This window comes from Pseudolabrys sp. Root1462 (assembly GCF_001426945.1).
Lineage (GTDB): Bacteria > Pseudomonadota > Alphaproteobacteria > Rhizobiales > Xanthobacteraceae > Pseudolabrys.
The window spans coordinates 1,409,699-1,431,620 of record NZ_LMFS01000001.1; the positions used below are offsets into that span (position 1 = coordinate 1,409,699).

General features: G+C 65.1%; 21 protein-coding genes. 12 read left to right on the forward strand and 9 right to left on the reverse strand.

Features of this window, described 5'->3' with window-relative positions:
• The first annotated feature begins 91 nt into the window (after positions 1-91).
• Positions 92-1,618: an acyl-CoA carboxylase subunit beta gene (locus ASD45_RS06815; protein WP_056910794.1), complete on the forward strand. Its 1,527-nt coding sequence runs from the start codon at positions 92-94 to the stop codon at positions 1,616-1,618.
• A 59-nt stretch (positions 1,619-1,677) separates the two neighbouring features.
• Here the strand turns inward: ASD45_RS06815 and ASD45_RS06820 are convergent, their stop codons facing one another.
• The gene (locus ASD45_RS06820; RefSeq protein ID WP_056910795.1) at positions 1,678-2,310 is read right to left on the reverse strand and encodes a TetR/AcrR family transcriptional regulator; all 633 of its coding nucleotides are present in this window, start codon (positions 2,308-2,310) and stop codon (positions 1,678-1,680) included.
• Positions 2,311-2,325: 15 nt separating this feature from the next.
• Positions 2,326-3,936 (reverse strand): FAD-dependent monooxygenase, encoded by a 1,611-nt coding sequence (locus ASD45_RS06825; protein WP_056910796.1) that lies wholly within the window; start codon positions 3,934-3,936, stop codon positions 2,326-2,328.
• A 793-nt stretch (positions 3,937-4,729) separates the two neighbouring features.
• Here ASD45_RS06825 and ASD45_RS06830 point away from each other — a divergent pair.
• Complete coding sequence (locus ASD45_RS06830; protein ID WP_056910797.1) at positions 4,730-5,158, forward strand: cupin domain-containing protein; 429 nt, start codon at positions 4,730-4,732, stop codon at positions 5,156-5,158.
• 20 nt (positions 5,159-5,178) lie between these two features.
• A complete protein-coding gene (locus ASD45_RS06835) occupies positions 5,179-5,727 on the forward strand; it encodes a hypothetical protein (RefSeq protein WP_056910798.1) in 549 nt (182 codons plus the stop codon).
• A gap of 46 nt (positions 5,728-5,773) precedes the next feature.
• Here the strand turns inward: ASD45_RS06835 and ASD45_RS06840 are convergent, their stop codons facing one another.
• Positions 5,774-6,865, reverse strand: a complete 1,092-nt coding sequence (locus ASD45_RS06840; protein WP_056910799.1) for an amidohydrolase family protein — start codon at positions 6,863-6,865, stop codon at positions 5,774-5,776.
• Between the two features lie 230 nt (positions 6,866-7,095).
• Between ASD45_RS06840 and ASD45_RS06845 the strand changes: the two genes are divergently transcribed.
• A complete protein-coding gene (locus tag ASD45_RS06845; RefSeq protein WP_056910800.1) occupies positions 7,096-8,073 on the forward strand; it encodes an MBL fold metallo-hydrolase in 978 nt (325 codons plus the stop codon).
• A gap of 20 nt (positions 8,074-8,093) precedes the next feature.
• Entirely contained in the window at positions 8,094-9,275 is a 1,182-nt protein-coding gene (locus tag ASD45_RS06850) for a calcium:proton antiporter (RefSeq protein ID WP_244485226.1), read from the forward strand.
• 9 nt (positions 9,276-9,284) lie between these two features.
• Here the strand turns inward: ASD45_RS06850 and ASD45_RS06855 are convergent, their stop codons facing one another.
• Positions 9,285-10,058, reverse strand: coding sequence for an SDR family oxidoreductase (locus tag ASD45_RS06855; protein WP_056910801.1), 774 nt, complete (start codon positions 10,056-10,058; stop codon positions 9,285-9,287).
• Between the two features lie 119 nt (positions 10,059-10,177).
• Between ASD45_RS06855 and ASD45_RS06860 the strand changes: the two genes are divergently transcribed.
• Positions 10,178-10,357, forward strand: coding sequence for a hypothetical protein (locus tag ASD45_RS06860; RefSeq protein WP_056910802.1), 180 nt, complete (start codon positions 10,178-10,180; stop codon positions 10,355-10,357).
• 68 nt (positions 10,358-10,425) lie between these two features.
• Here the strand turns inward: ASD45_RS06860 and ASD45_RS06865 are convergent, their stop codons facing one another.
• Positions 10,426-10,746 carry a hypothetical protein gene (locus ASD45_RS06865; protein ID WP_056910803.1) on the reverse strand — a complete coding sequence of 107 codons (321 nt, stop codon included), beginning with the start codon at positions 10,744-10,746 and terminating at the stop codon, positions 10,426-10,428.
• Positions 10,747-10,919: 173 nt separating this feature from the next.
• Between ASD45_RS06865 and ASD45_RS06870 the strand changes: the two genes are divergently transcribed.
• The gene (locus tag ASD45_RS06870) at positions 10,920-11,837 is read left to right on the forward strand and encodes a DMT family transporter (protein WP_056910804.1); all 918 of its coding nucleotides are present in this window, start codon (positions 10,920-10,922) and stop codon (positions 11,835-11,837) included.
• On the opposite strand, the gene ASD45_RS06875 is transcribed toward ASD45_RS06870, so the two are convergent.
• The 3 genes from ASD45_RS06875 to ASD45_RS06885 form a co-directional block, all read right to left on the reverse strand.
• The gene (locus ASD45_RS06875; RefSeq protein ID WP_056910805.1) at positions 11,838-12,242 is read right to left on the reverse strand and encodes a PaaI family thioesterase; all 405 of its coding nucleotides are present in this window, start codon (positions 12,240-12,242) and stop codon (positions 11,838-11,840) included. It lies immediately after the preceding gene.
• Between the two features lie 116 nt (positions 12,243-12,358).
• Positions 12,359-13,018 (reverse strand): peroxiredoxin, encoded by a 660-nt coding sequence (locus tag ASD45_RS06880; protein ID WP_056910806.1) that lies wholly within the window; start codon positions 13,016-13,018, stop codon positions 12,359-12,361.
• 159 nt (positions 13,019-13,177) lie between these two features.
• A complete protein-coding gene (locus ASD45_RS06885; RefSeq protein ID WP_056910807.1) occupies positions 13,178-14,374 on the reverse strand; it encodes a cytochrome c peroxidase in 1,197 nt (398 codons plus the stop codon).
• 242 nt (positions 14,375-14,616) lie between these two features.
• On the opposite strand from ASD45_RS06885, the gene ASD45_RS06890 reads away from it, so the two are divergent.
• The 3 genes from ASD45_RS06890 to ASD45_RS06900 all read left to right on the forward strand — a co-directional run bounded on the left by ASD45_RS06890 (position 14,617) and on the right by ASD45_RS06900 (position 19,599).
• The gene (locus ASD45_RS06890) at positions 14,617-16,122 is read left to right on the forward strand and encodes an acid phosphatase (RefSeq protein WP_244485437.1); all 1,506 of its coding nucleotides are present in this window, start codon (positions 14,617-14,619) and stop codon (positions 16,120-16,122) included.
• A gap of 97 nt (positions 16,123-16,219) precedes the next feature.
• Entirely contained in the window at positions 16,220-17,521 is a 1,302-nt protein-coding gene (locus tag ASD45_RS06895; RefSeq protein ID WP_056910808.1) for a DUF4010 domain-containing protein, read from the forward strand.
• Between the two features lie 59 nt (positions 17,522-17,580).
• Positions 17,581-19,599, forward strand: a complete 2,019-nt coding sequence (locus ASD45_RS06900) for an acetyl/propionyl/methylcrotonyl-CoA carboxylase subunit alpha (RefSeq protein ID WP_056910809.1) — start codon at positions 17,581-17,583, stop codon at positions 19,597-19,599.
• Positions 19,600-19,653: 54 nt separating this feature from the next.
• Here the strand turns inward: ASD45_RS06900 and ASD45_RS06905 are convergent, their stop codons facing one another.
• Positions 19,654-20,958: a chloride channel protein gene (locus ASD45_RS06905; protein ID WP_056910810.1), complete on the reverse strand. Its 1,305-nt coding sequence runs from the start codon at positions 20,956-20,958 to the stop codon at positions 19,654-19,656.
• A 169-nt stretch (positions 20,959-21,127) separates the two neighbouring features.
• Here ASD45_RS06905 and ASD45_RS06910 point away from each other — a divergent pair, with 169 nt between their 5' ends.
• Together ASD45_RS06910 and ASD45_RS06915 are read left to right on the forward strand one after the other, a co-directional pair.
• Complete coding sequence (locus ASD45_RS06910) at positions 21,128-21,418, forward strand: hypothetical protein (protein ID WP_056910811.1); 291 nt, start codon at positions 21,128-21,130, stop codon at positions 21,416-21,418.
• Positions 21,419-21,460: 42 nt separating this feature from the next.
• The gene (locus tag ASD45_RS06915) at positions 21,461-21,922 is read left to right on the forward strand and encodes a gamma-glutamylcyclotransferase family protein (protein WP_056910812.1); all 462 of its coding nucleotides are present in this window, start codon (positions 21,461-21,463) and stop codon (positions 21,920-21,922) included.

The following is a 21,922-nucleotide window of genomic DNA, read 5'->3' on the forward strand; positions in this document are numbered from 1 at the left end:
CGCCCGGGACGACAATCACTGGCCTTTTGCAGCGCAACCAAGCCTGTGACATTCTCCCCGGAACACCACGGCCAGGGACTGAGACGACCCCATGAAAGACATCCTCGACAAACTCGACGAGCGGCGCGCCGAGGCCCGCCTGGGCGGCGGCGACAAGCGCATCGAGGCGCAGCACAAGCGCGGCAAGCTGACCGCCCGCGAGCGCATCGAACTCCTGCTCGACAAGGACTCGTTCGAGGAAATCGACATGTTCGTCGAGCACCGCTCCGCCGACTTCGGCATGGAGAAGCAGAAGATCCCCGGCGACGGCGTCGTCACCGGCTGGGGCACCATCAACGGCCGCACCGTCTACCTGTTCTCCAAGGACTTCACCGTGTTTGGCGGCTCGCTGTCGGAAGCGCACGCGCAGAAGATCATGAAGGTGCAGGACATGGCGATGAAGGCGCGCTGTCCGATCATCGGCGTGTTCGACGCCGGCGGCGCCCGCATCCAGGAAGGCGTCGCCGCGCTCGGCGGCTACGGCGAAGTGTTCAAGCGCAACGTCATCGCCTCCGGCGTCATTCCGCAGATCAGCGTCATCATGGGGCCGTGCGCCGGCGGCGACGTCTATTCGCCGGCCATGACCGATTTCATCTTCATGGTGCGCGACACCTCCTACATGTTCGTCACCGGCCCCGACGTGGTGAAGACCGTGACCAACGAGGTCGTCACGGCGGAAGAACTCGGCGGCGCCTCGGTGCACACCGCCAAGTCCGGCGTCGCCGACGGCTCGTTCGAGAACGACGTCGATTGTCTTCTGCAGATGCGCCGGCTGATGGACTTCCTGCCGTCGAACTTCGAAGCCGGCCCGCCGACCTGGCCGAGCTTTGCCGACATCGACGCGATCGACGAGTCGCTCGACACTTTGGTGCCGGACAATCCGAACAAGCCCTATGACATCAAGGAGCTCATCACCAAGGTGGTGGACGAGGGGGATTTCTTCGAACTGTCGGCGGCCTACGCCAAGAACATCGTCATCGGCTTCGGCCGCGTCGCCGGCTCGACCGTCGGCTTCGTCGCCAACCAGCCGATGGTGCTGGCCGGCGTGCTCGACAGCGACGCCAGCCGCAAGGCGGCGCGCTTCGTGCGCTTCTGCGACGCTTTCAACATTCCAATCGTCACCTTCGTTGACGTGCCGGGCTTTCTTCCCGGCACCGACCAGGAATATGGCGGTCTGATCAAGCACGGCGCCAAGCTGCTGTTCGCTTACAGCCAGTGCACCGTGCCGCTCGTCACCGTCATCACGCGCAAGGCCTTCGGCGGCGCCTATGACGTGATGGCGTCGAAGCACGTTGGCGGCGATCTCAACTACGCCTGGCCGACGGCGCAGATTGCGGTGATGGGCGCCAAGGGCGCGGTCGAGATCATCTTCCGCGGCGGCACGCCAGAGCAGATCGCGGCGCAGACCAAGCAATACGAAGACCGCTTCCTGTCACCCTTCGTCGCCGCCGAGCGCGGTTATATCGACGACGTCATCATGCCGCACTCGACGCGCAAGCGCATCGCGAGGGCGCTGGCGATGCTGAAGAACAAGCACGCCGAGATGCCGCGAAGGAAGCACGATAATTTGCCGGTGTGATCGCGCCGCCGAGGCATATGACGAAGCAGGGCTGAGGCGCGCGGACCGCGCCGCCGCCTTCACCCCCACCGGCTCGCCTTGCGGCCCTTGTCGGTGAGCAGCCCGCGGAAGAAGAGTTCGATGCTCTTGTCGAAGGCGGCGCGCGGCGTCAGCCCGGTCTGCGCCAGCACCGCGGGGTCGTGCACGCCCTTGATGATCTGAATCCAGTACGCCGTGACGAAGGGGATGTCGGTGTCCGGCCGCACCATGCCCTCTGCGATGCCTTCGCGGAGCAGCAGGTTGAACACGATCGGAATATTGTTTTCCTTGAGCGTGTCGATCTCGCGCGCCAGCGCCGGCGCATGGCGATGCAGGTCGTCGAGAAAGTTCGGCCCGAGCGGTCCGAATTGAGCGCCGATGATGCCGAGCACGGCCTCGAACTTGACCGGGAACGCATCGCCCTTGCTCATCGCGGCCTGCACCTGCCGCCGGATCGTCGCGCCGGTGGCGGCGATGATGGCGCTGACGATCGCGTCCTTCGATGGGAAGTGGATATAGATCGTCTTCTTGCTCATGCCGAGCGCGAAGGCGAGCTGGTCCATCGTCAGGCCGCTGTAGCCGTCACGCAACAGCAGTTCGCGCGTCGTGGCGATGATGCGGCCCGCCGGTCCGTCGTCGAGGTCAATCGGGGGAAGGGGCGACGGATCCGGCACGGCTCTCGGAATGGGTTACGAAGTGACGGTCTCCCGCGGGCGCGAGGCCGCGGCGCGTGGCTGCGCCCCTAGCACATGTTCGAGGTAATTGGCGAGTTGCGCAAGATCGCCCGGCCCGCCGCGCGCGGCGACAACCTGATCGGGACGAATGAGCACCCAGCCGGGCGGACTGATGTGGTAGCGGTCGCGCACCTCGCCATGCCAGTCGCTTTCCGGGCCGAGGCGCAGCACGGTGAGATCGCCGGCGAAAGCGTCGGTGATGCCGCCGAGCGACAGCGTCTTGTCGGGCTCCTCGAAGACCAGCAGCGTGTGGTGCGGACCGCTCAGCGTGCGCCACAGGCTGGCCTCGGCGTTGTTGGCGTCGATGTAGCGGGCGTCGCGGGCGCGGCTGCCGACATCGGTGCGCCGCCAGCGGCGCGGCTGCGTGGCGAAAGAGACGAGCGGACCGTCCTGATAGACGATCTCGGTTTCCGACAGTTCGATCTGCAGCGCGCGCTGCGCCGCGGGAATGTTGCCGGCGAGACTCACCGCGACGTCCCGCAGCATGCGGGCAATGCCGCTGCTGGCGAAGGCGGCGTGCAGCTTCTGCGCGGCGCCGGCGATGACAGCGCGTGCGATCGGCCTGCGTTCGGCTTCGTAGCTGTCGAGCAGCAGCGTGCTGTCGCCTTTGCCGCGCAGCACGGCGGCAAGCTTCCAGCCGAGATTGACCGCGTCCTGGATGCCGGTGTTCATGCCCTGGCCGCCGGCCGGGCTGTGGATGTGGGCGGCATCACCGGCGAGAAACACGCGGCCGTCGCGATAGCGCAACGCCAGCCGCTCGTTGATGCGGAAAGTGGAGAGCCAGCTTGGGCTGTGCAGCCGCAGGCCCGGCGGTCCGTGAAGGTCGATGTGGCCCTGCAATTCTTCGACGGTGCAGGGCGCATCGTTCTTGTCGTCCTTGCGCACTGCAAAGATGCGCCAAGTCGCTTCCTCGAACGGAAACATCGCGACGGTGCCGCCGCCATGCCACCAGACATAGATGCTCTGATGATCGAGATCGCCGTCGATCCGAACGTCGCCGAGCAGGTAGGTCTGTGGTTCGGTGTAGCCTTCGAACTCGATGCCGAGCGAACGGCGCACGAAGCTGCGGGCGCCGTCGGCACCGACTAGATAGACGGCGCGCACGGTCTCGGCGCGACCGTCATGCGCGCGCAGTTCGGCGGTCACGCCGGTCTCGTCCTGCTTGAAGCCGACGAGCTCGACGCCGCGCTCCACCGTCAGGCCGAGTTCGGCGGCGCGTGCGGTGAGAATGGATTCGGTGACGCCTTGCGGCAGCAGCAACGGGTAGGGATAGGGACTGTCGATGCCGTCGCCGACTTTGAGTGTCGCCAGTTGCCGCTTGCCGTCGCCGATGCGCAAGGCATTGAGGCGGACGCCTGCGGCGACGAAGCGGTCGATGACGCCGAGCCCGGCCAGCGCCTCGAGGCTGCCGCTCCACATCGCGAGTGCCTTCGACACCGTGGCCGGTACCGGCGCCTGGTCGATCAGGCGCACCGGAACGCCGTAGCGGCGTAGCGTGACGGCGAGCGTCAGGCCGGTCGGACCGGCGCCCGAGATCAGAACCGGCAGTTCACAGTCGGAAGTCATCGAATCCCCACGAAAATGGCAGGAAAGACATGACGCGGACGGAGCGTCGCAATGTTCGGGGCGTCTGGGCCCGCCAGTCAAAGCGAGCTCTCATCCGTGGAAACTATAAATACCATAATAGTTTCTAGAGTTTCGACCGTCAAGTGGTATTTTTGTGTGGAGGCAAACGTGCTGTCGCCGCGACACACGCATTGAGGAAAAAATCCTCCATCACTGTCGACTTCATTCCCAACCTATATAATCCTATATTCGTTCCATCCGTCGAGGGGCGCTGTCACGAGGCGTCGTGGAAGCGGGGTGGAATGCGGTGCCCGCGGGCTGGAGGAAACACACCTCCGGCGCTCGGGCGGCGCCGGGGTTCCGCCCGGGGGCACAAGGACCCCCCGCGAGGAGCTCGCTGACGGTGCGCGCTACCTGCCGAAAGGCAGATCAGCCGCCGAAAGCGCGGCCCGGTCGCCGGCAAGACACCGCCATGGAGCGCCGCGGGGCGCAGGTTTCTCCGATCGCAAGGAGAAACCTCGCACCCACAAGGTGCGATCCTCTATGGGCGCCTCGCGGCGCTCCATTCCCTCATCGTCACGATGAGGGGCAGGCGACAGGGGAAGTCCGGCGCACCCGGCGCCGCGCAAACAACACGGGCGCTGGCGCGTGCGCGCCGAATGCTTCCGCAAAATTCCGTTCCGAACGGGCCGCGCGGAGCCCGCGGCCGGAGCGAGCGATTGTGATTGGCGAAAGCTTCGCCGCGTCACTAGCCTGACGGCAAAGAGAGTCGCTCATTCGACAGGAGTTGCTCATGTCGCTCGCAAACACCAGCCGCTTCGCGGTCGTCAAACCCGGTCAGACTTATCTCGGCAAGCAGGGCGTCGTTTACGGCGCCGGCGCCTCGAAGGAAACCGTCGGCGCCGAAAAGATCTGCATGAACGTGATGCCGATGCCGCCCGGCAAGCGCGCCAAGGCGCATTACCACGACAAGATCGAGACCATCGCCTATCTGCTCGAGGGCGAGTGCGCGGTCTATTACGGCGACGGCCTCGAACACCGCGTCATGGTGCAGGCCGGCGATCATGTCTTCTGCCCGGCCGATGTGCCGCACGCGCCGTCGAACGAAAGCGGCAAGCCGTGCACCTGGCTGGTCGTGCATTCGGCCGGCTCCGACCAGGAAGGCATCGTCATGCTGCCGGAGCTCGACAAGGTGCTGGTGGAGAAGCTCGGCGCCGCCTAGCCGGCGCTTCGGAGGCTGCGATGCTTCGCCTGTTCGCCGCATGTCTGCTTGTCGCCGCGTCGCCGACGCTCGCCTTCGCTTTCGAAGGCGAGAACCTGCTGGTGTCGCTGCCGGATGGCTACAAGGTCGATTTCCAGAAACGGCAGGGCAAGGCGCAGATCACCGAGATGGTGCCGAAGGCCGAGACCGTGAACAGCTGGACCGAGATGCTGACGGTGCAGGTTTTCTACGGCCTCAAGTCGACGCCCGAGCAGTTTCGCGATCGCATCGCGGCGCTGTGGAGCCAGTCGTGTTCGGGCGCCGAAAGCGCGCCGATCATGAGCGCGGTGGAAAGCGGCTATCCGGTGACGATGTGGCTGGCATCCTGTCCGCTCAACAAGGACACCGGCAAGGCGGAGTTCACCTTCATGAAGGCGATCGCCGGCAAGGACAGCTTCTACGTGGTGCAGAAGGCGTTCAAGTTCACGCCGTCGAAGGAGCAGACGGCGACCTGGACGCAGTATCTCAGGAAAGTCGGGGTCTGTGACACGCGCGTGGCGGAGCGCGCCTGTCCCGCCGGAATCAAATAGGCGCGCGGGTCCGCTGCCCGCGCGCCTGATTGCGTCATCGCATCGCTCACGCCGTCTTCAGCCGCGGCACCAGCCGGAGCGCGTTGTCACGCTCGATCATCTTGATCTGGTCGGGTTTGAAGAAGTCTTCCAGCGGCTTGATGTATTCGGCGGCGCGGCGATAGGGGTAGTCGGTGCCGAACACGATCTGCGAGGCCGGCACCATCTTGGCGAGCGCGGCCAGCGTCACGTCGTTCGGGATCGCCGCCGTGTCGTAGTAGAAGCGGTTGATCTGCTTTTCGATCTGCGCGCGCGTCACCTTGCCCGCATAAGGCGGCCGGGCGATCGATTGCACGGTGAAGCGTTCGTAGAACGCGGTGATCGAACCGCCACCATGCGACCAGATCCAGTTGATGTCGGGATATTTCTCGCCGTAGCCGGAGAAGATCACGGTGAAGATCGAGCGCGTCGTGTCTGTGCCGAATTCGATCAGGGCAGGGTCGATATCGCGCACCAGGTTGACGCAGCAATTGGCCGCGGTCGGGTGGGTGTAGACGGTGGCCTTGCGGCGGTTCAGCTCCGCCCAGACCGGCTCGAACTCTTTGTAGCCGAGCCACTTGTCGCCGTAGCTCGTCATCACGCCGACACCGTCGACCTTCAACGTGTCGAAGGCGTATTCGATCTCCTTGAGGCTTTCGTCGACATGCGGCAGCGGCAGCATCGCCCAGGTGCCGAAACGGCCGGGGTGATTGCTTTCCAGCTTCTTGGCGAATTCGTTGGACTCGCGGGCGATGCGCGTGGCGGTCGGGGCATCGAAGGGCGAAGCCTGCGGCGTGGTCGGCGAGGTGATGGCGACGCCGACACCGCCTTTGTCCATGTCCTCGAGCGTCTTCTCGACCGTCCAGTTGGTCACCGGCGGCGAGTCGAGCTTGGCGCTCTTGAGCGCGGTGATCCAACTCGGCGATGCGATGTGGTGGTGCACGTCGATGATGCTGCCCTTGGCCTGCGCATAGGCCTTCGGCAGAAAGCCTGCGAGTGGCGCGGCGGTGCAGGCGAAGGCGGCAGCGCCGCCGGCGAGAAATGCGCGGCGCGACAGAGCACGACCGTGTTGCGATCCGCACGAGCAAACCGATTGAAACTGCGACAAGGCCGTGCGCATGAGAGCCTCCCTGAAACGGCCGGACGGTGGCCGGCCTTGTTGTGGCCAGGAAGGCTAGCGCCTCATCCGGCTTCGGCAAAGGCAATTGCATGCTGCGCCGCGGCGTTGGCCCAACAGTTGCATCCAACTTTTCCGCTAGACGGATGGATGGGCCGTTGACCTTATGATTTTGGTATCTGTGCTATGGCTGTGGCGAAGCGACAAGCCGCGGAATGACGAGGGGTAGGGCGATGAGCCTGCAAAGCGTGGATCGCGTCTCCATTCATGTTCTCGTGGACAATGCGACGGACATGCTGTCCTCAACGCCGTCCTTCGTCGAAACGGAAACCGCGGGTTTGCGGCGCCGCGGCATCCCTCTCACATCCGCCAAATGCCTGTGCTGCGCCGCGCATGGCCTGTCCTGCCTTGTCACGGTTGAGAAGGACGGCGAACGCCGCACGCTGCTGTTCGACACCGGTCCGGAGGACTACGCTTTCGAGCGCAATGTCACCCGGCTTGGCGCGGATCTCGGCGCGGCCGAGGCGATCATGCTCTCGCACGGCCATTGGGATCATGCCGGTGCGATGCTTCTCGCGCTGACGATGATTCGCGGCCGCAATGGGGGGAAGCGCGTGCCGTTCTACGGTCACCCGGATATGTTCCGCACCCGCGGCTTCATTCAGCCGGATGGCAGCGTCCGGCCGATGGAAGATGTGCCGTCGCCCGAGAACCTCACATCCTTCGGCGCCGATCTCGTCCTGACGCGTGACGAGACGATGCCGCTGGACGGCTTGTTCTATGTCAGTGGTGAAATCCCGCGTGTCACGCCCTTCGAGCGCGGCTATCCGGGGCAGATGCGGCGCACCGCAGACTTGAGCGGTTGGGAGAAGGACGAACTCCTCATGGACGAGCGTTTCCTGGCGGTGAACGTCGCCGGCAAGGGCTTGGTCGTGCTGTCGGCCTGTTCGCATGCCGGCATTATCAATGTTTGCCACTCGGCGCGGGCGCGGTTTCCCGATGCGCCGCTCTATGCCGTGATGGGCGGACTGCATTTGTCCGGTGGCAACGAAGCCATCATCGACGACACGGTCAAGGCGTTGCGTCCGTTTAACCTGTCGGTCATCGCCGCCGGGCATTGTACCGGCTGGCGCGCCATGACGGCGCTGGCCAATGCGTTTGGCGAATCCACGCTCGCGCCGTCCGCCGTCGGCAAGCGCTATACATTCTGAGCGGATCGTCGGGGCGGAACATGAGCACAAAATCCAAAACAGCCACCGCGAAGGCCGGTCGCAAGGAGCGGTCGGTGATGAGCCCCGCAGCGCCGCTGGGCTTCGTGAGCATCCTGCGGCGCGAATTGCCGACGATCTGCGGCCTCGCCACGACCGCCGTGGTCTACGGCCTCGGCCAGCGCTGGATGCACGATTTCTCCAACCTTGCTTTCACCGCGGCGGTGTTCGTCGGGCTGTTCACGGTGATGGTCTGGTGCGCCTTCGGCGTCGTCCGCCACGCCGAGGCGCTGGCGCAGTATTGCGGCGAGCCGTACGGCACGCTGATCCTCACCATGTCGGTAGTCGCGATCGAAGTGACGATCATGGCGACCGTGATGCTGACCGGCGATCCCAATCCGACCCTGCCGCGCGACACCGTCTATGCGGTGGCGATGATCGTGCTCAACGGCATGGTCGGCGCCTCGGTCATCGTCGGCGCGCTGCGGCACAAGCAGCAGCAATACTCATTGCAGGGCGCGGTGGCGTTCCTAGCGGTGATCACCAGCCTGTCGGTGATCTCGCTCATCATTCCGACCTTTACGAAATCGACGCCCGACAGTTCGGTCACGCCGATGCAGGCGGTGGCCTTCGCGATCCTGACGACGTTGCTCTACGGCGGCTTCCTGCTGATCCAGACCATGCGGCACCGCACCTTCTTCATGGAAGCCGATGCGGTGGAGGAGGCCGGGCACGAGGGCGGCGCGCCGGTCTATCCGGCCTGGACCCATGCACTGCTGCTGGTCCTGACGCTGCTGCCGGTGGTGCTGTTGGCGGAGCCGCTGGCGCTGATCGTGGATTTCGGTCTCGAAAAATTGCACGCGCCGGCGCCGCTCGGCGGCATCGTCATCGCCATCCTGGTGCTGTCGCCGGAAGGGTTGTCCTCGCTCAGGGCGGCCTCGCAGAACCATCTGCAGCGCTCGGTCAATCTGTCGCTCGGTTCGGCGCTGTCCACCATCGGGCTGACCATCCCGGCCATGTTGCTGATCAGCCTCATCACCGGCACGCCGTTGCAACTCGGCCTGGCGCCAGCCGATGCCATTCTGCTTGGCGTCACCTTGATGATCGCGCAGATGACGTTCTCCGGCGCGCCGACCAACATCCTGCTCGGCGGCGTTCACCTCGTGCTGTTCGCGACATTCGTGGTGCTGATCTTCAGCCCATGACGGGAGCGCCTAGCGGAAGCCGCCGCCGCCGTTCACATAGACGGTGTCGGCCGTCATGTATTCGCAGGCGTCCGAGCACATGAACAGCACCAGTTCGCCGATCTCCTCCGGCCGGCCGAAGCGTTTCATCGGCACGTCGGCGAGCATCTGCGCCTTCAGTTCCGGCGATGTCTGGGACGCGATCTGGAAATTGGTGTCGAGCGGGCCCGGCGAGATCGACAAGGCGCGGATGCCCTGGGTGGCGAATTCGCGGGCCACGCCCATGGTCATGGTCACGACCGCGCCCTTGGCCGAGGCATAATGCACGCTCGAGCCGCCGCCGCCGCGCCGATGCGCCATGCTGCCGACATTGACGATGACGCCGAAGCGGTTGGCGAGCATATGCGGCAGCACGGCCTGCATGGCGTAGAACGTGCCCTTGACGTTGAGGTCGAAGGTCGCGTCGAACAGGTCGTCGTCGATGTCGAGGAATTTGGCGCGGCGCATGGCCGAGCCGGCGGAATTGAACAGGAACTGCACGCTGCCGAAATCGCCGACCGCCAGTTCGATCATGTTGTTGACCGCGGCGCGCTCGGTGACGTCGATGCCCAGCGCCAGCGATTTGCCCTTATAGGCGGCGTCGATCATCTCGACCGTTTGCGCCACCGCCGCCTCGTCGATATCGGCGCACACCACGTTGGCGCCTTCGCGGGCGAAGATCAGCGCGGTGGCGCGGCCGATGCCGCTGCCGGCGCCGGTAATGACGATGGTCTTGCCCTTGAAGTAGTCCGGCGATTTCGGCATGGGGTGGCAGCTCCGCTGGTCGGTCCGGCGGCTATTGTCGGCAATGATCCTGACGGTAACAAGTCTGCCGGCACGCGGGGTCCGTGCTAGTCTGCAGCATCGTCGCGGAGGGGTGGGGTATGGATCGCTCGATGATCAGCAAGCTGATTTGTGTCGTCTTGGTCGCGGCGATCATGCTGCCGCTCGGCCGCTGGGTCTATCCGCATATCAGCCAAGCGTTGAACGGGACGCAGTTCGAAGCGCTCGAGGCCGTCGTCGGCGCCAGCCTCGGCTTCGGCCTGTCGTCGTTTTTCGGCTAGCGAACGCACGCAAAACGAGGCCCCGGTGATTACCACCGGGGCCCTTGGTTCGTCGTTACGTTGACTCGTTACTGAGCCGGAGCTGCCGGCGGGGCCGGGCGAGTCGGAACGGCCGGCGACGTGGTGCCTGAGCCGGTGGTGCTCGGCGGGTTCAGCGACGCGGGCGGCGTGCCCGGAGTCGTTGCGGCCGGGGTGTTCGCGGTCACCGGGGTGCCGCTGTCGGTTCCGGTGTGCCAATTGCCGAGGACGAGGATCGCAATCAGAATTACTGCCGCGAGGCCTCCGATCCAAGCCCAAGTGGTGCCGGACGCGGCGCGTTCGTTGCGTTGCAACACGGGGTCATTGAGCCGCGTGTTAAGACGCGGGTCGTCAAGGCGCGGATCGCTCATGGCTGTCTCCTTGGTTTCCTGCGGCGGGGAAGTCGCCTTGCGATGAGAACGTTTACCCGGCGCGAAAGTTTCAACTGCCGATGGAACTCGCAGGTGCCATGCGTGGCCGAAGGTGCTATAGCGCCTGCGGTCGCTTCGGCCGCTCGCCCGGGTCTCATCACGAATAAAAACACATGCGCCTGACGAAGTTGGCGATCGCGGTCGCGCCGATCCTGTTCGTATTGCTGTGGAGCACAGGCTTCATCGGCGCGCGATACGGCTTGCCTTACATCGAGCCGATGACGTTCCTCGCCGTGCGCATGAGCTTCGTGGTTCTCGCCATGCTGCCGATCGCGCTGATGAGCGGCGCGCGCTGGCCGAATGCGGTGGAAAGCGGCCACAGCCTCGCCATCGGCATTCTCGTTCATGGCATTTATCTTGGCGGCGTCTTCATCGCGATCTCGCAGGGCGTGCCCGCGGGCATTTCAGCGCTGATTCCCGGGCTGCAGCCGATCCTGACCTCGACCATCGCAAACCGATTCATGGGCGAGAAGGTGACGTCGATGCAGTGGCTCGGCCTCTTGCTGGGCCTTGGCGGCGTAGCGCTGGTGCTGCACGACCGGCAGATGGTGGCCGAAGCGAGCGTGTTCGGCTGGGCGGCGAGCGTCATCTCGCTGATCGGCATCACGCTCGGCACGCTTTATCAGAAGCGGCACAGCAGCAATATCGACTGGCGCACCGGCAACGTCGTGCAATATCTCGGCGTCGCGGTGTTCTTCTGGATAATCAGCTTTGTGTTCGAGGACCGCGTTATCCACTGGACCGGCGAACTGGTATTCGCCATCGCCTGGCTGGTGTTGGTGCTGTCGATCGCCACCGTCGCGCTGATGTACTGGCTGATCCGCCGCTCGCCGGCGACCGGCTTTGCCAGCCTGTTCTATCTGGTGCCGGCCACCACCGCGCTGTTGGCCTTCGTGCTGTTCGGCGAGAAGCTCGATGCGGTCTCGATCGTCGGCATGCTGATCTGCGCCGCCGGCGTGCTGATCGTCAATCGCGGCGGACGAGCGAAACCGGCGGCGAGCAACGTCGCGGCATCGACACTCAAGGACTAGCTACTTTCGCTCCAGCACCATCTGGGTCTGCGTCACCAGCGCGCAGAGCCGGCCGTCACCGCGGGTGATCTTCGTCTGCCAGACCATGGTGCTGCGGCCGCGATGCAGCGGCGTGCATTCCGCATAAGCGGTGTCGCCGAGCGGGATGGCGGCGAAGAAGTTGGTCTTGCTCTCGATCGTCGTGGTCGACTGGCCCGGCTTGAGATTGGCCGAAGTCGCGGTGCCGCCGAGGTTGTCCGCAAGCGCCATGATGGCGCCGCCGTGCATGATATCGAAGCGGTTGTTGAGCTCCTCGCGCACCGGCAGTTCGGCGGTGACCTTCTCGGCCGAAATATGGGTGATCTTGACGCCGAGGAATTTGGCGAAGGCCGGCTGGGTGAGGGCGCGCTCGTTGATATCGGACATTTGCGGATGGCTCCGGACCGGGGCGTGCCGGCACATCGCGCCGGACGCAAGAGAGAAGGGCGCGATCCGATGGACCGCGCCCTTCTATACTCAAACCCAAATCGATCTGTCGCGACCTATTTCGGCTGCGGCGCAATGCGGATATAGGGCCGCGGCTGCTTGTAGCCGCCCGGCCAGATCTTCTTGGCTTCTTCGTCGCTCACCGCGCCGGTGATGATGATGTCGTCGCCCTGTTTCCAGTCGGCCGGAGTGGCCACGCGATGCTTGGCGTTGAGCTGCAGCGAGTCGATGACCCGCAGGATCTCGTTGAAGTTGCGGCCGGTGGTCATCGGATAGACCAGGATCAGCTTGATCTTCTTGTCCGGGCCGACGACGAAGACATTGCGGACGGTCTGGTTGTCGGCCGGGGTGCGGCCTTCCGAGGTGCCGCCGGTCGCCGCCGGCAGCATGCCGTAGAGCTTGGCGATCTTGAGATCGGTGTCGCCGATCATCGGATAGTTCGGCGCGAAGCCGACGATCTCCTTGATGTCCTCGGCCCAGGTCTTGTGGTTGGACACCGGATCGACCGACAGGCCGATGATCTTGGTGTTGCGCTTGTCGAACTCCGGCTTCAGGCGCGCCATGGTGCCGAGCTCGGTGGTGCAGACCGGCGTGAAGTCCTTCGGATGCGAGAACAGCACGGCCCAGGAGTCGCCCAGCCATTCGTGAAAGCGGATTTTGCCTTCGGTGGTGTCAGCTTTGAAATCAGGCGCGATATCGCCAATGGCCAAAGTCATGGGGAACCTCCAAATCGACAGGGTCGGTGTTCGTGTTCCTAATATAGGTCCTAAGCTGGACGGGGAAGGGGCGGCTCCGGAATTAGGATGTCGCAGCTTCTGCGACGGGCTCCGGTAGCATAAAGCCGCGGCCGGCCTGGTCCGGCGAGTAACGAATTTTCAGGGCGCAGCCGGCTTGTAGCCGTCGGTCAGGGTGCCGAGGAACGCCACGATATCGTCGATTTCGCCGTCGGTGAGGGCGGGTTTGTCGCCGGGCATGCGGCCGAAAGGCGGCTCGTTATTGATGTTGGCCCGGTAGCGTTGCGGCAGGTCATCGAACTTGCCGGCGGTACCGTCTGCATTGCGCGGGTACCAGCGCCCCGGGTCGGTGTCGCGCGTGGCGTAGAATGCCACCGCATCGCGCAGGCTGGTCATCGCGCCGTTATGGAAGAAGGTCTTGCGCAGCGCCACGTTGCGCAGGGACGGTGTCCGAAACAGACCACAATACTCATCGTGGCCTTTCAGATCGGTGCGCAGCGGTCCGCAGACGCCGAGATCGAAAAACTTGGGATCGGCATTGGCTTCGATGGCGCGGTTGCGCGGCACCCCGATAGCGATCATGCCGAAGTCGGAGAATTGCGGCGCGCTGCCGTCGCTCGCTCGCTCGCTGCGGTGACAGTTACCGCAGTTGCCCTTGTCCTCGTCGTTGAACAGTTGGAGGCCGCGCATTTCCTGTTCGGAGAGCTTCGCCCGGCCGGCGAGGTAAGCGTCATATTTGCTCGAGTAAGGATAGAACTCGGCCGGGCTTTGCTCATAGACCGACAGCGCTGTGGTCGCCGCGTTGAACGCTTTGTGCGGTTCGGCAAAGACATCGGCGCCGAACAGCCGTTTGATGTCGTCGGCGTAAGGCGCGGCTGCGAGTTTCATGGCCACGGCCGCTTCGTCGGCATTGGCCATCTCGAATGGCGCCAGCAGCGGAATGCGCGCCTGATCGTTGCCGCGGTCGGCGCGGCCGTCCCAGGTCAGTCCGCCGGTCGGGCCGTTGTCGATGCTCGCGTCGCCCTCATCCTCGGATTCGTAATAGTGCTCCGTGAACTGCGGTGCCGCCTGAAGATATTTCAGCGACGGCGCGGCACGGAATCCGGTCTGTCTTCCATCCTTGCCACCCGGCTGAATCGCCATCGCATTGTTGGGGGCGAAGGCATTGTTCGGGTAGTGGCACGAGGCGCAGGCCATGGTGCCGGAGGCCGATAGCGAAGCATCGTTGAAGATTTTGCGGCCGAGCGCTTCGAGCGCGGCGGCCCGCGCGTAGGCTTGCTGCCGCGTCATCCCGCTGTCGCTCTGCGCGCTAGCGCCGCCACAGGCGAATACCGCCATGGCGACAAGCAGACTGTGCAGGCAGGTTCTGGCGATCGTCACGGTGCACCTGGTGAGGCCCGACGTTACCTTGAGCACGCGCGGATGACAGTTTTCTGACGGCGATGTCCAGGCTGGGCATAAATGCATGGCTTCATGCAACTGCCATATAACGCCACCTATGATGGCGCGGGGACGATCTTCAGGAGCCAATAGCCATGCCGCCGTCGATGCCAGCCAAAGCCCTGTCTCTCGTGATTGCGATGACCTTACCCGTGGCGGCCGTCGCGCCGGCCCGTGCGCAAACGCCGGCTCCGGCGATCAACGCGATCGACACCGTGGTCGTAATCTATGCCGAGAACCGGTCATTCGATAATCTCTATGGGGCCTTTCCGGGCGCCAATGGCTTGCAGAACGTGACGCCCGAGAACTCGCGGCAGCTCGATCGCGACGGCAGCGTGCTCAAGGAATTGCCGCCGGTCTGGAATAACCTCACCGCCAAGGGCGTGACGCCGGTGGTGACGCAGGCGCAGACCGAGCATATGGCCAATGCGCCATTCGCCATCGACGATCCGAAGGGGCTCAACACGCAGCTCGGCGTCGTTACCCACGACCTGTGGCATCTATTCTATCAGAACCAGATGCAGATCAATGGCGGCAAGAACGACAAGTTCGCCGCCTATGCCGATGCCGGCGGTCTGGTGATGGGCCACTATGATGGCTCCAAGCTGCCGCTGTGGAAGGTCGCCAAGGATTACGTGCTGGCCGACAATTTCTTCCAGGGTGCGTTCGGCGGCTCGTTCCTCAATCACTTCCAGCTCGCCTGCGCCTGCACGCCGCGCTATCCGGACGCCGACAAGAGCCCGGCCAAGGGCATCATTGCCGCGGTGGAGGCCGATGGCGTGTCGCTCAAGCTCGCCGACAATTCGCCGAAGTCGGCGATCGATGGCATTCCGAAATTCGTCAACAACGGCCAGATCTCACCGGACTTCTATGCCGTCAACACCATGCAGCCGCCGTATCAGCCGAGCGCCAACAAACCGGCGCCGGAAGGCGACAAGCGCTTTGCCGATCCGTCAAAGCCAAACACCTTGCCGCCGCAGCATGACGTCACCATCGGCGATCTCTTGTCGCTCAAGGGCGTGAGCTGGGCCTGGTATGCCGGCGCCTGGCAGGCGGCGCTCGACGGGCAGAACGCCACGCCGGTGCCGAACTTCCAGTTTCATCACCAGCCGTACAATTATTTCGTCCAGTACGCCCCCGGCACGGCGGCGCGCGAGGAGCATCTGAAAGATGCCGGCATGAACGGCGTCGCGTTCATCAAGGCGATCGACGAAGGCAAGCTGCCGCAGGTGACCTTCTACAAGCCGCAGGGCAACCTCAACTCCCATGCCGGCTACACCGATGTGATGTCCGGCGATGAGCACATGGCCGACGTCATCGCGCATCTGCAGAAGAGCCCGCAATGGGCTCATATGCTGATCGTGCTGACTTACGACGAGAACGGCGGCTTCTGGGATCACGTCGCACCGCCGAAGGCCGACCGCTGGGGCCCGGGTTCGCGCATACCGGCGATCATCGTGTCGCCTTATGCCAGGAAAGGCACTGTCGATCACACGCAGTCCGACACGACCTCGATCCTGCGCTTCATCACCAAGCGCTACGATCTGCCGGTCTTGCCCGGTCTGCTGGAACGCGACGCGGCGCTGAAGGCCAACGGTCATCCGCCGATGGGCGATCTGACCGAGGCGCTCGATCTGCCGCGCTGACCCTCGGTATCGCGTTACGAGGCCGGCGCGGCACCGGTTTGCCGCGCCGCCGTCCCGGGCCTAGATTTGGCGAGAGCCAAGGGCCCGGGCGCGCCGCATGAACGTCGATCAGCTTCTCTACCGCCTGGCACTTGCGCTCGGCATCGGCCTGCTGGTCGGTCTCGAGCGCGGCTGGAAGACGCGGGATATGCAGCCGGGCTCGCGCGCCGCCGGCGTGCGCACCTTCACCTTGTGCGGTCTGCTCGGCGGCATCGTCGCGGCGCTGGCGCAGGCGATGGCCTCGCCGGTGGCGGCCGGCCTCGTGCTCGGCTTCGGCTTCGCCGTCTATGCCGCGATCTTCGCGCTGCTCGAACGTGACGCCGACCGCGCCGCCGGCAGCTATTCGGCCACCACGATCATCGCCGGGCTTCTGACCTTCATGCTCGGCGCCTTCGCCGTCATCGGCGACATGCGCATCGCCGCGGCTGTGGCGGTGGCGGCGACCGGCATACTGGCGATCCGCTCGGAGATTCACGGCTGGATCAGCCGCATCACCTGGCCGGAGCTGCGCTCGGCGCTGGTGCTGCTGGCGATGACCTTCATCATCCTGCCGATCATTCCCGACACGACGGTCGGCGGCGCCAACGGCGTCAATCCGCGCGAAGTCTGGCTGATCGCCATTGTGCTCGCCGGCGTATCGTTCCTCGGTTATGCCGCGGTCAAGGTGCTGGGCTCCGAGCGCGGCATCCTGTTCGGCGCGCTGGCGGGCGGTCTGGTGTCATCGACCGCGGTGACGGTGACCAGTGCGCGACGTGCCACTGCGGGTGAAACAGCTCCGCGCCTGCTGGCGGCCGGCGTCGCGCTGGCGACGGTCGTGTCGTTCCTGCGCGTCATCGCGGTCGCCGCGGCGTTGCAGCCCATCTTGCTGCCGCTGATCGCACCGGCGCTGGTGTTCGCAGCGGTGGTCGCGGCCGGCTATGCCGTCGTCACCATCTACTGGCGCGGCGCCGCCGATGGCGGTCAGGTGTTGCCGGGCGCGTTCAGCAATCCGTTCAGCTTCTGGCCGGTGGTCGGCTTTGCCGTGCTGCTTGGCGCAGTCATTGTCGCCGGCCGGTTCATCGCCGAGACCTTCGGCGCCGGTGGTGCCTTCATCGGCGCGGCGGCGATCGGCCTTGCCGACGTCGATACGGTGACGGTGGCGATGAGCCGGCTGGTGCCGGCGCCGCTCAGTACGTTCAGCGCCAGCATGGCGATTCTGGTCGCCGTCGCCAGCAACACGGCCAGCAAGCTCGCCCTCGCCATCGCGCTCGGGCGAGGGCGCTTCGCCACGGAAGTGGCGGCCATGACGGTGCTGTGCTGGATCGCGGGCGCGCTTGGCCTGTGGGCGGCGGTCGCTGTGGGGTATTCCGTCCCGCATTGACATTTTATTGCAGTGCCGCAGAGTGCTCCGGTTCGGCCTGGCGGGGGAAATTCGGTTACATGTTCAAGCGCATACTGATCGCCAACCGCGGTGAAATCGCCTGCCGGATCATCAAAACCGCGCGCAAAATGGGCATCGAGACGGTCGCTGTCTATTCCGAGGCGGACAAGGACGCGCTCCATGTCGAGATGGCCGATACCGCCGTCTTGATCGGCCCGCCGCCGGCGGCGCAGAGCTATCTCATCATCGATAAGATCGTCGCGGCCTGTCAGGAGACCGGCGCCGAGGCCGTCCATCCGGGCTACGGCTTCCTGTCCGAGCGCGAAGCGTTCCCCAGGGCGCTCGAGGCCGCCGGCATCGTCTTCATCGGCCCGAACCCCAAGGCCATCGCCGCCATGGGCGACAAGATCGAATCCAAGAAGGCGGCCGCGGCCGCCAAGGTCTCGACGGTGCCCGGCTATCTCGGCGTCATCGAGGACGAGAAGGAGGCGGTGACGATCGCCAACGAGATCGGCTACCCGGTGATGATCAAGGCTTCCGCCGGCGGCGGCGGCAAGGGCATGCGCATCGCCTGGTCGGAGAAGGAAGTCGCCGAAGGCTTCACGCGCTCGCGCTCGGAAGCCAAGTCGTCGTTCGGCGACGACCGCATGTTCATCGAGAAGTTCATCACCGATCCGCGCCACATTGAAATCCAGGTGCTCGGCGACAAGCACGGCAACGTCATCTATCTCGGCGAGCGCGAATGCTCGATCCAGCGCCGCAACCAGAAGGTCATCGAGGAGGCGCCAAGCCCGCTGCTCGATGAGGCGACGCGCAAGAAGATGGGCGAGCAGGCCGTCGCGCTGGCGAAAGCCGTCGGCTACGACTCCGCCGGCACCGTCGAATTCGTCGCCGGCCAGGACAAGAGCTTCTTCTTCCTCGAGATGAACACGCGCCTGCAGGTCGAGCATCCGGTCACCGAACTGATCACCGGCATCGATCTCGTCGAGCAGATGATCCGCGTCGCCGCCGGCGAGAAGCTGTCGATCAAGCAGAGCGACGTGAAGCTCAAGGGCTGGGCGGTGGAATCCAGAGTCTATGCCGAGGATCCGTATCGCAACTTCCTGCCATCGACCGGCCGCCTGACGCGCTATCGCCCGCCGGCCGAGCGCGTCAGCGACGGCATCACCGTGCGCAACGACACCGGCGTCTATGAAGGCGGCGAGATATCGCTGTTCTACGACCCGATGATTGCCAAGCTGGTGACGCACGGCCCGACGCGCGCCGAGGCCATCGCCGCGCAGGGCAATGCGCTCGACGCCTTCGTCGTCGACGGCATCCGCCACAACATTCCGTTCCTGTCGGCGCTGATGGCGCATCCGCGCTGGAAGTCGGGCAATCTCTCGACCGGCTTCATCGCCGAGGAATTTCCCGAAGGCTTCCACGCGCAGACGCCGGAAGGCGAGCGCGCCGACGTCCTGGCGGCGGTCGCCGCCGCCATCGACCACGTCTATGGCGAGCGCAAGCGCCAGATCTCCGGGCAGATGAACGGCCGCACGGTGACGCGCGAGGCCAATCGCGCGGTATGGCTCGGCGACAAGGAAATGCGTCTCGAGGTCAAACGCGAGAATGGCACCATCGGTGTCAGGTTCGCCGGCAGATCTGATGACGGCAAGGGTGCTGTGATGCACCTGGAGTCCGACTGGAAGCCGGGCGAGCCGCTGTGGGGCGGCACCATCGATTCCAAGCCGGTGGCCGTCCAGGTGCGCACCATCGCCAATGGCTTCGCGCTGTCTTATCAGGGCGTCGAGACCCGGGCTTATGTCTACACCGAGCGCGAAGCGGCTTACGCGCGGCTGATGCCGGTGAAGCAGGCGGCCGACACGGGTAAACTGGTGCTGTGTCCGATGCCCGGCCTCGTCGTCTCCATCGCGGTCAAGGAAGGCCAGGAAGTGAAAGCCGGCGAGACCGTCGCTGTGGTCGAAGCGATGAAAATGGAAAATGTGCTGCGCGCCGAGATCGACGGGACGGTGAAGAAGATCAACGCCAAGCCCGGCGACAGCCTGGCGGTGGACGCGGTGATCCTGGAGTTCGCCTAGTTCTCAGTCCGGGGCGCTGCGCAGCGGCGAACCGGAATCCCGCGCGTTTCGCCGTTATTTCGTCGTGACATGCGCGCTGCGCAGGAAGCCCTTGGCCAGCGCGTGGTAGATGCCTTCCGGGCAGACCAGCCGCGAGCAGGCATAGGCGATGATCGACGCCGTCATCACCGGCACCACCATGGCGTGGTTGTCGGTCATCTCGGTGACAATGACGAATGCGGTGATCGGCGCCTGCACCACACCGGCGAAATAGGCGACCATGCCAAGGATCATGATCGGCGCGATCGGCGCGCCGTGAAACAACTGCGCCACTTCGCTGCCGATGCCGGCGCCGACCGCAAGCGACGGCGCAAAGATGCCGCCGGGGATGCCGCTGACCGCGGTCAGCGCGGTCGCCAGAAGCTTCAGGATGCCGAAGCTGTGCGGCAGCGCGCTGCCGCTCTCGAGCGCAGCTTTGACCTGCTGATAGCCAGTGCCGTACACCATGTCGCTGGACACGATACCACACAGTGCGACGCCCAGCCCGCAGAGTCCGGCGAGCAGCAGCGGCTGCTTCTTGAACGCGCCGCCGACGATGCCGGGAATGCCGCGCGCCATCGCGATGACGAAGCGGCTGAACAGCCCGCCGGCCAGGCCGCCGATCACGCCGCAGATCGGCACGGCCAGCCAGTCAGTGCCATGTTGGAGCATCGTCTGCGTGCGGCCGAAATAGGTGTAGTCGCCGACCAACGCGAGCGTGGTGAGGCCGCCGGCGATCACCGCCGAGATGATCAGACCGCTGGCGCGCGTCTCGAAACTGCGGCTCATCTCCTCGATACCGAAGACGATGCCGGCGAGCGGCGTGTTGAAGGCGGCGGCGACGCCGGCGGCGGCGCCGGCCAGCACAAGGCCCGGCTGACGGCGCGGCGACATGCCGCCGACGGTGAACATGATCGAGGCGCCGACCTGGACGGTCGGTCCCTCGCGGCCCGACGAAGCGCCGCATAAAAGGCCGAGCAGCGTGAGCAGGATCTTGCCGACGGCGACCCGCATCGACACCAGGCGCTTGCGCGCGGCATAGTCGGTGAGCTGGCGCGCCGCGATCGCCTGCGGAATGCCGCTACCTTGCGAATTCGGGAAATATCGATTGGTCAGGAATACGGTGAGCATGAAGCCCAGCGGCGTCACCGCCAGCGAGGCATAACGCCAATGTCCGATCAGCAGCGCGAACAGGTGCTGCACCTGATCGGCCAGATAGGCGAGCAGCACCGCCGCACCGCCGACCATGACGCCGCCGGCGAGAAACAGGAAACGTCTTCGCCAACGCGCTGATGTGACCTTCAGGAGACGAAGGTGGCGGCTGGAGCGGATCAATTGCATTGGCTGACACCGGATCGGACGAAAGGCTGACGGATTGGGCCCGGCGCGACCCTCAGGTGCTGTAGGTCAGCCTTCATGGCGAGGCAATAGCCAATTCTCTGGCCCCCGCGGCAGGAACCGTGCTTCGGCGGCGCGCGTTGAGCCGGTGATTTATCCGAGGGAGTTCGCCATGCCGCCGACCCGCAAGCCGCGCCAGCAGCCCGATCTCGAGACCAACACCGCCCCCGACCTGATCGACGAGGATCGCCGCCGCGATCTGCCGGAGACGCGGCCGGACACGCTCGGTGAGCGCGCCGAACGCGGCGAGGAAGTCCCGGCCGGCGGCGGCTTCACGCCGACCGAAGATGGCGGCAATCCGCAGCACCCGGTGCATGACGAGGACGAAGAGGACATGATGCCGGAGGATTACGAGCGCGAGATCGACCGCCTGGATGGCGCCGTCGACAAGCGTATCCCCTGAGCGGGCTCTTCAGCGTCGACCTGTGTCTGGTATGCTGACGGCGTGACGCTCTATTTCGCCTACGGTTCGAACATGCACCGCGCCGCTATGGAGGCGCGCTGCCCGGCAGCCGCGGCCCTCGGGCCGGCGCGGCTTGAGGGCTATGAATTTTTCATCGGCATTGACGGCTGGGGTTCGGTGCGACGGATGCCGGGGCAGGTGGTGCACGGCGTCCTTTGGCGACTGACGCCGCGCAACCGTGCTGTGCTCGACGCCTACGAGCTGCTGCACCAGGGCTTATACAATGTGCGGATGCTGCCGGTTCGCCATGGCAGCCACACCACGCAGGCGATGGTCTATCTGTTGCGACGCGCTGCGAGCGGACGGCCCAAGCCGGGTTACGCCGAGATGTGCGCCAGCGCGGCCCGCGAATGGGGTTTGCCGCAGCGTCATGTCCGTGACATCGGCCGCTGGTCAATCTCGCGCTGGACCGGCAGCCGCCGGATGGCCGGGGGAGAGGCGTGA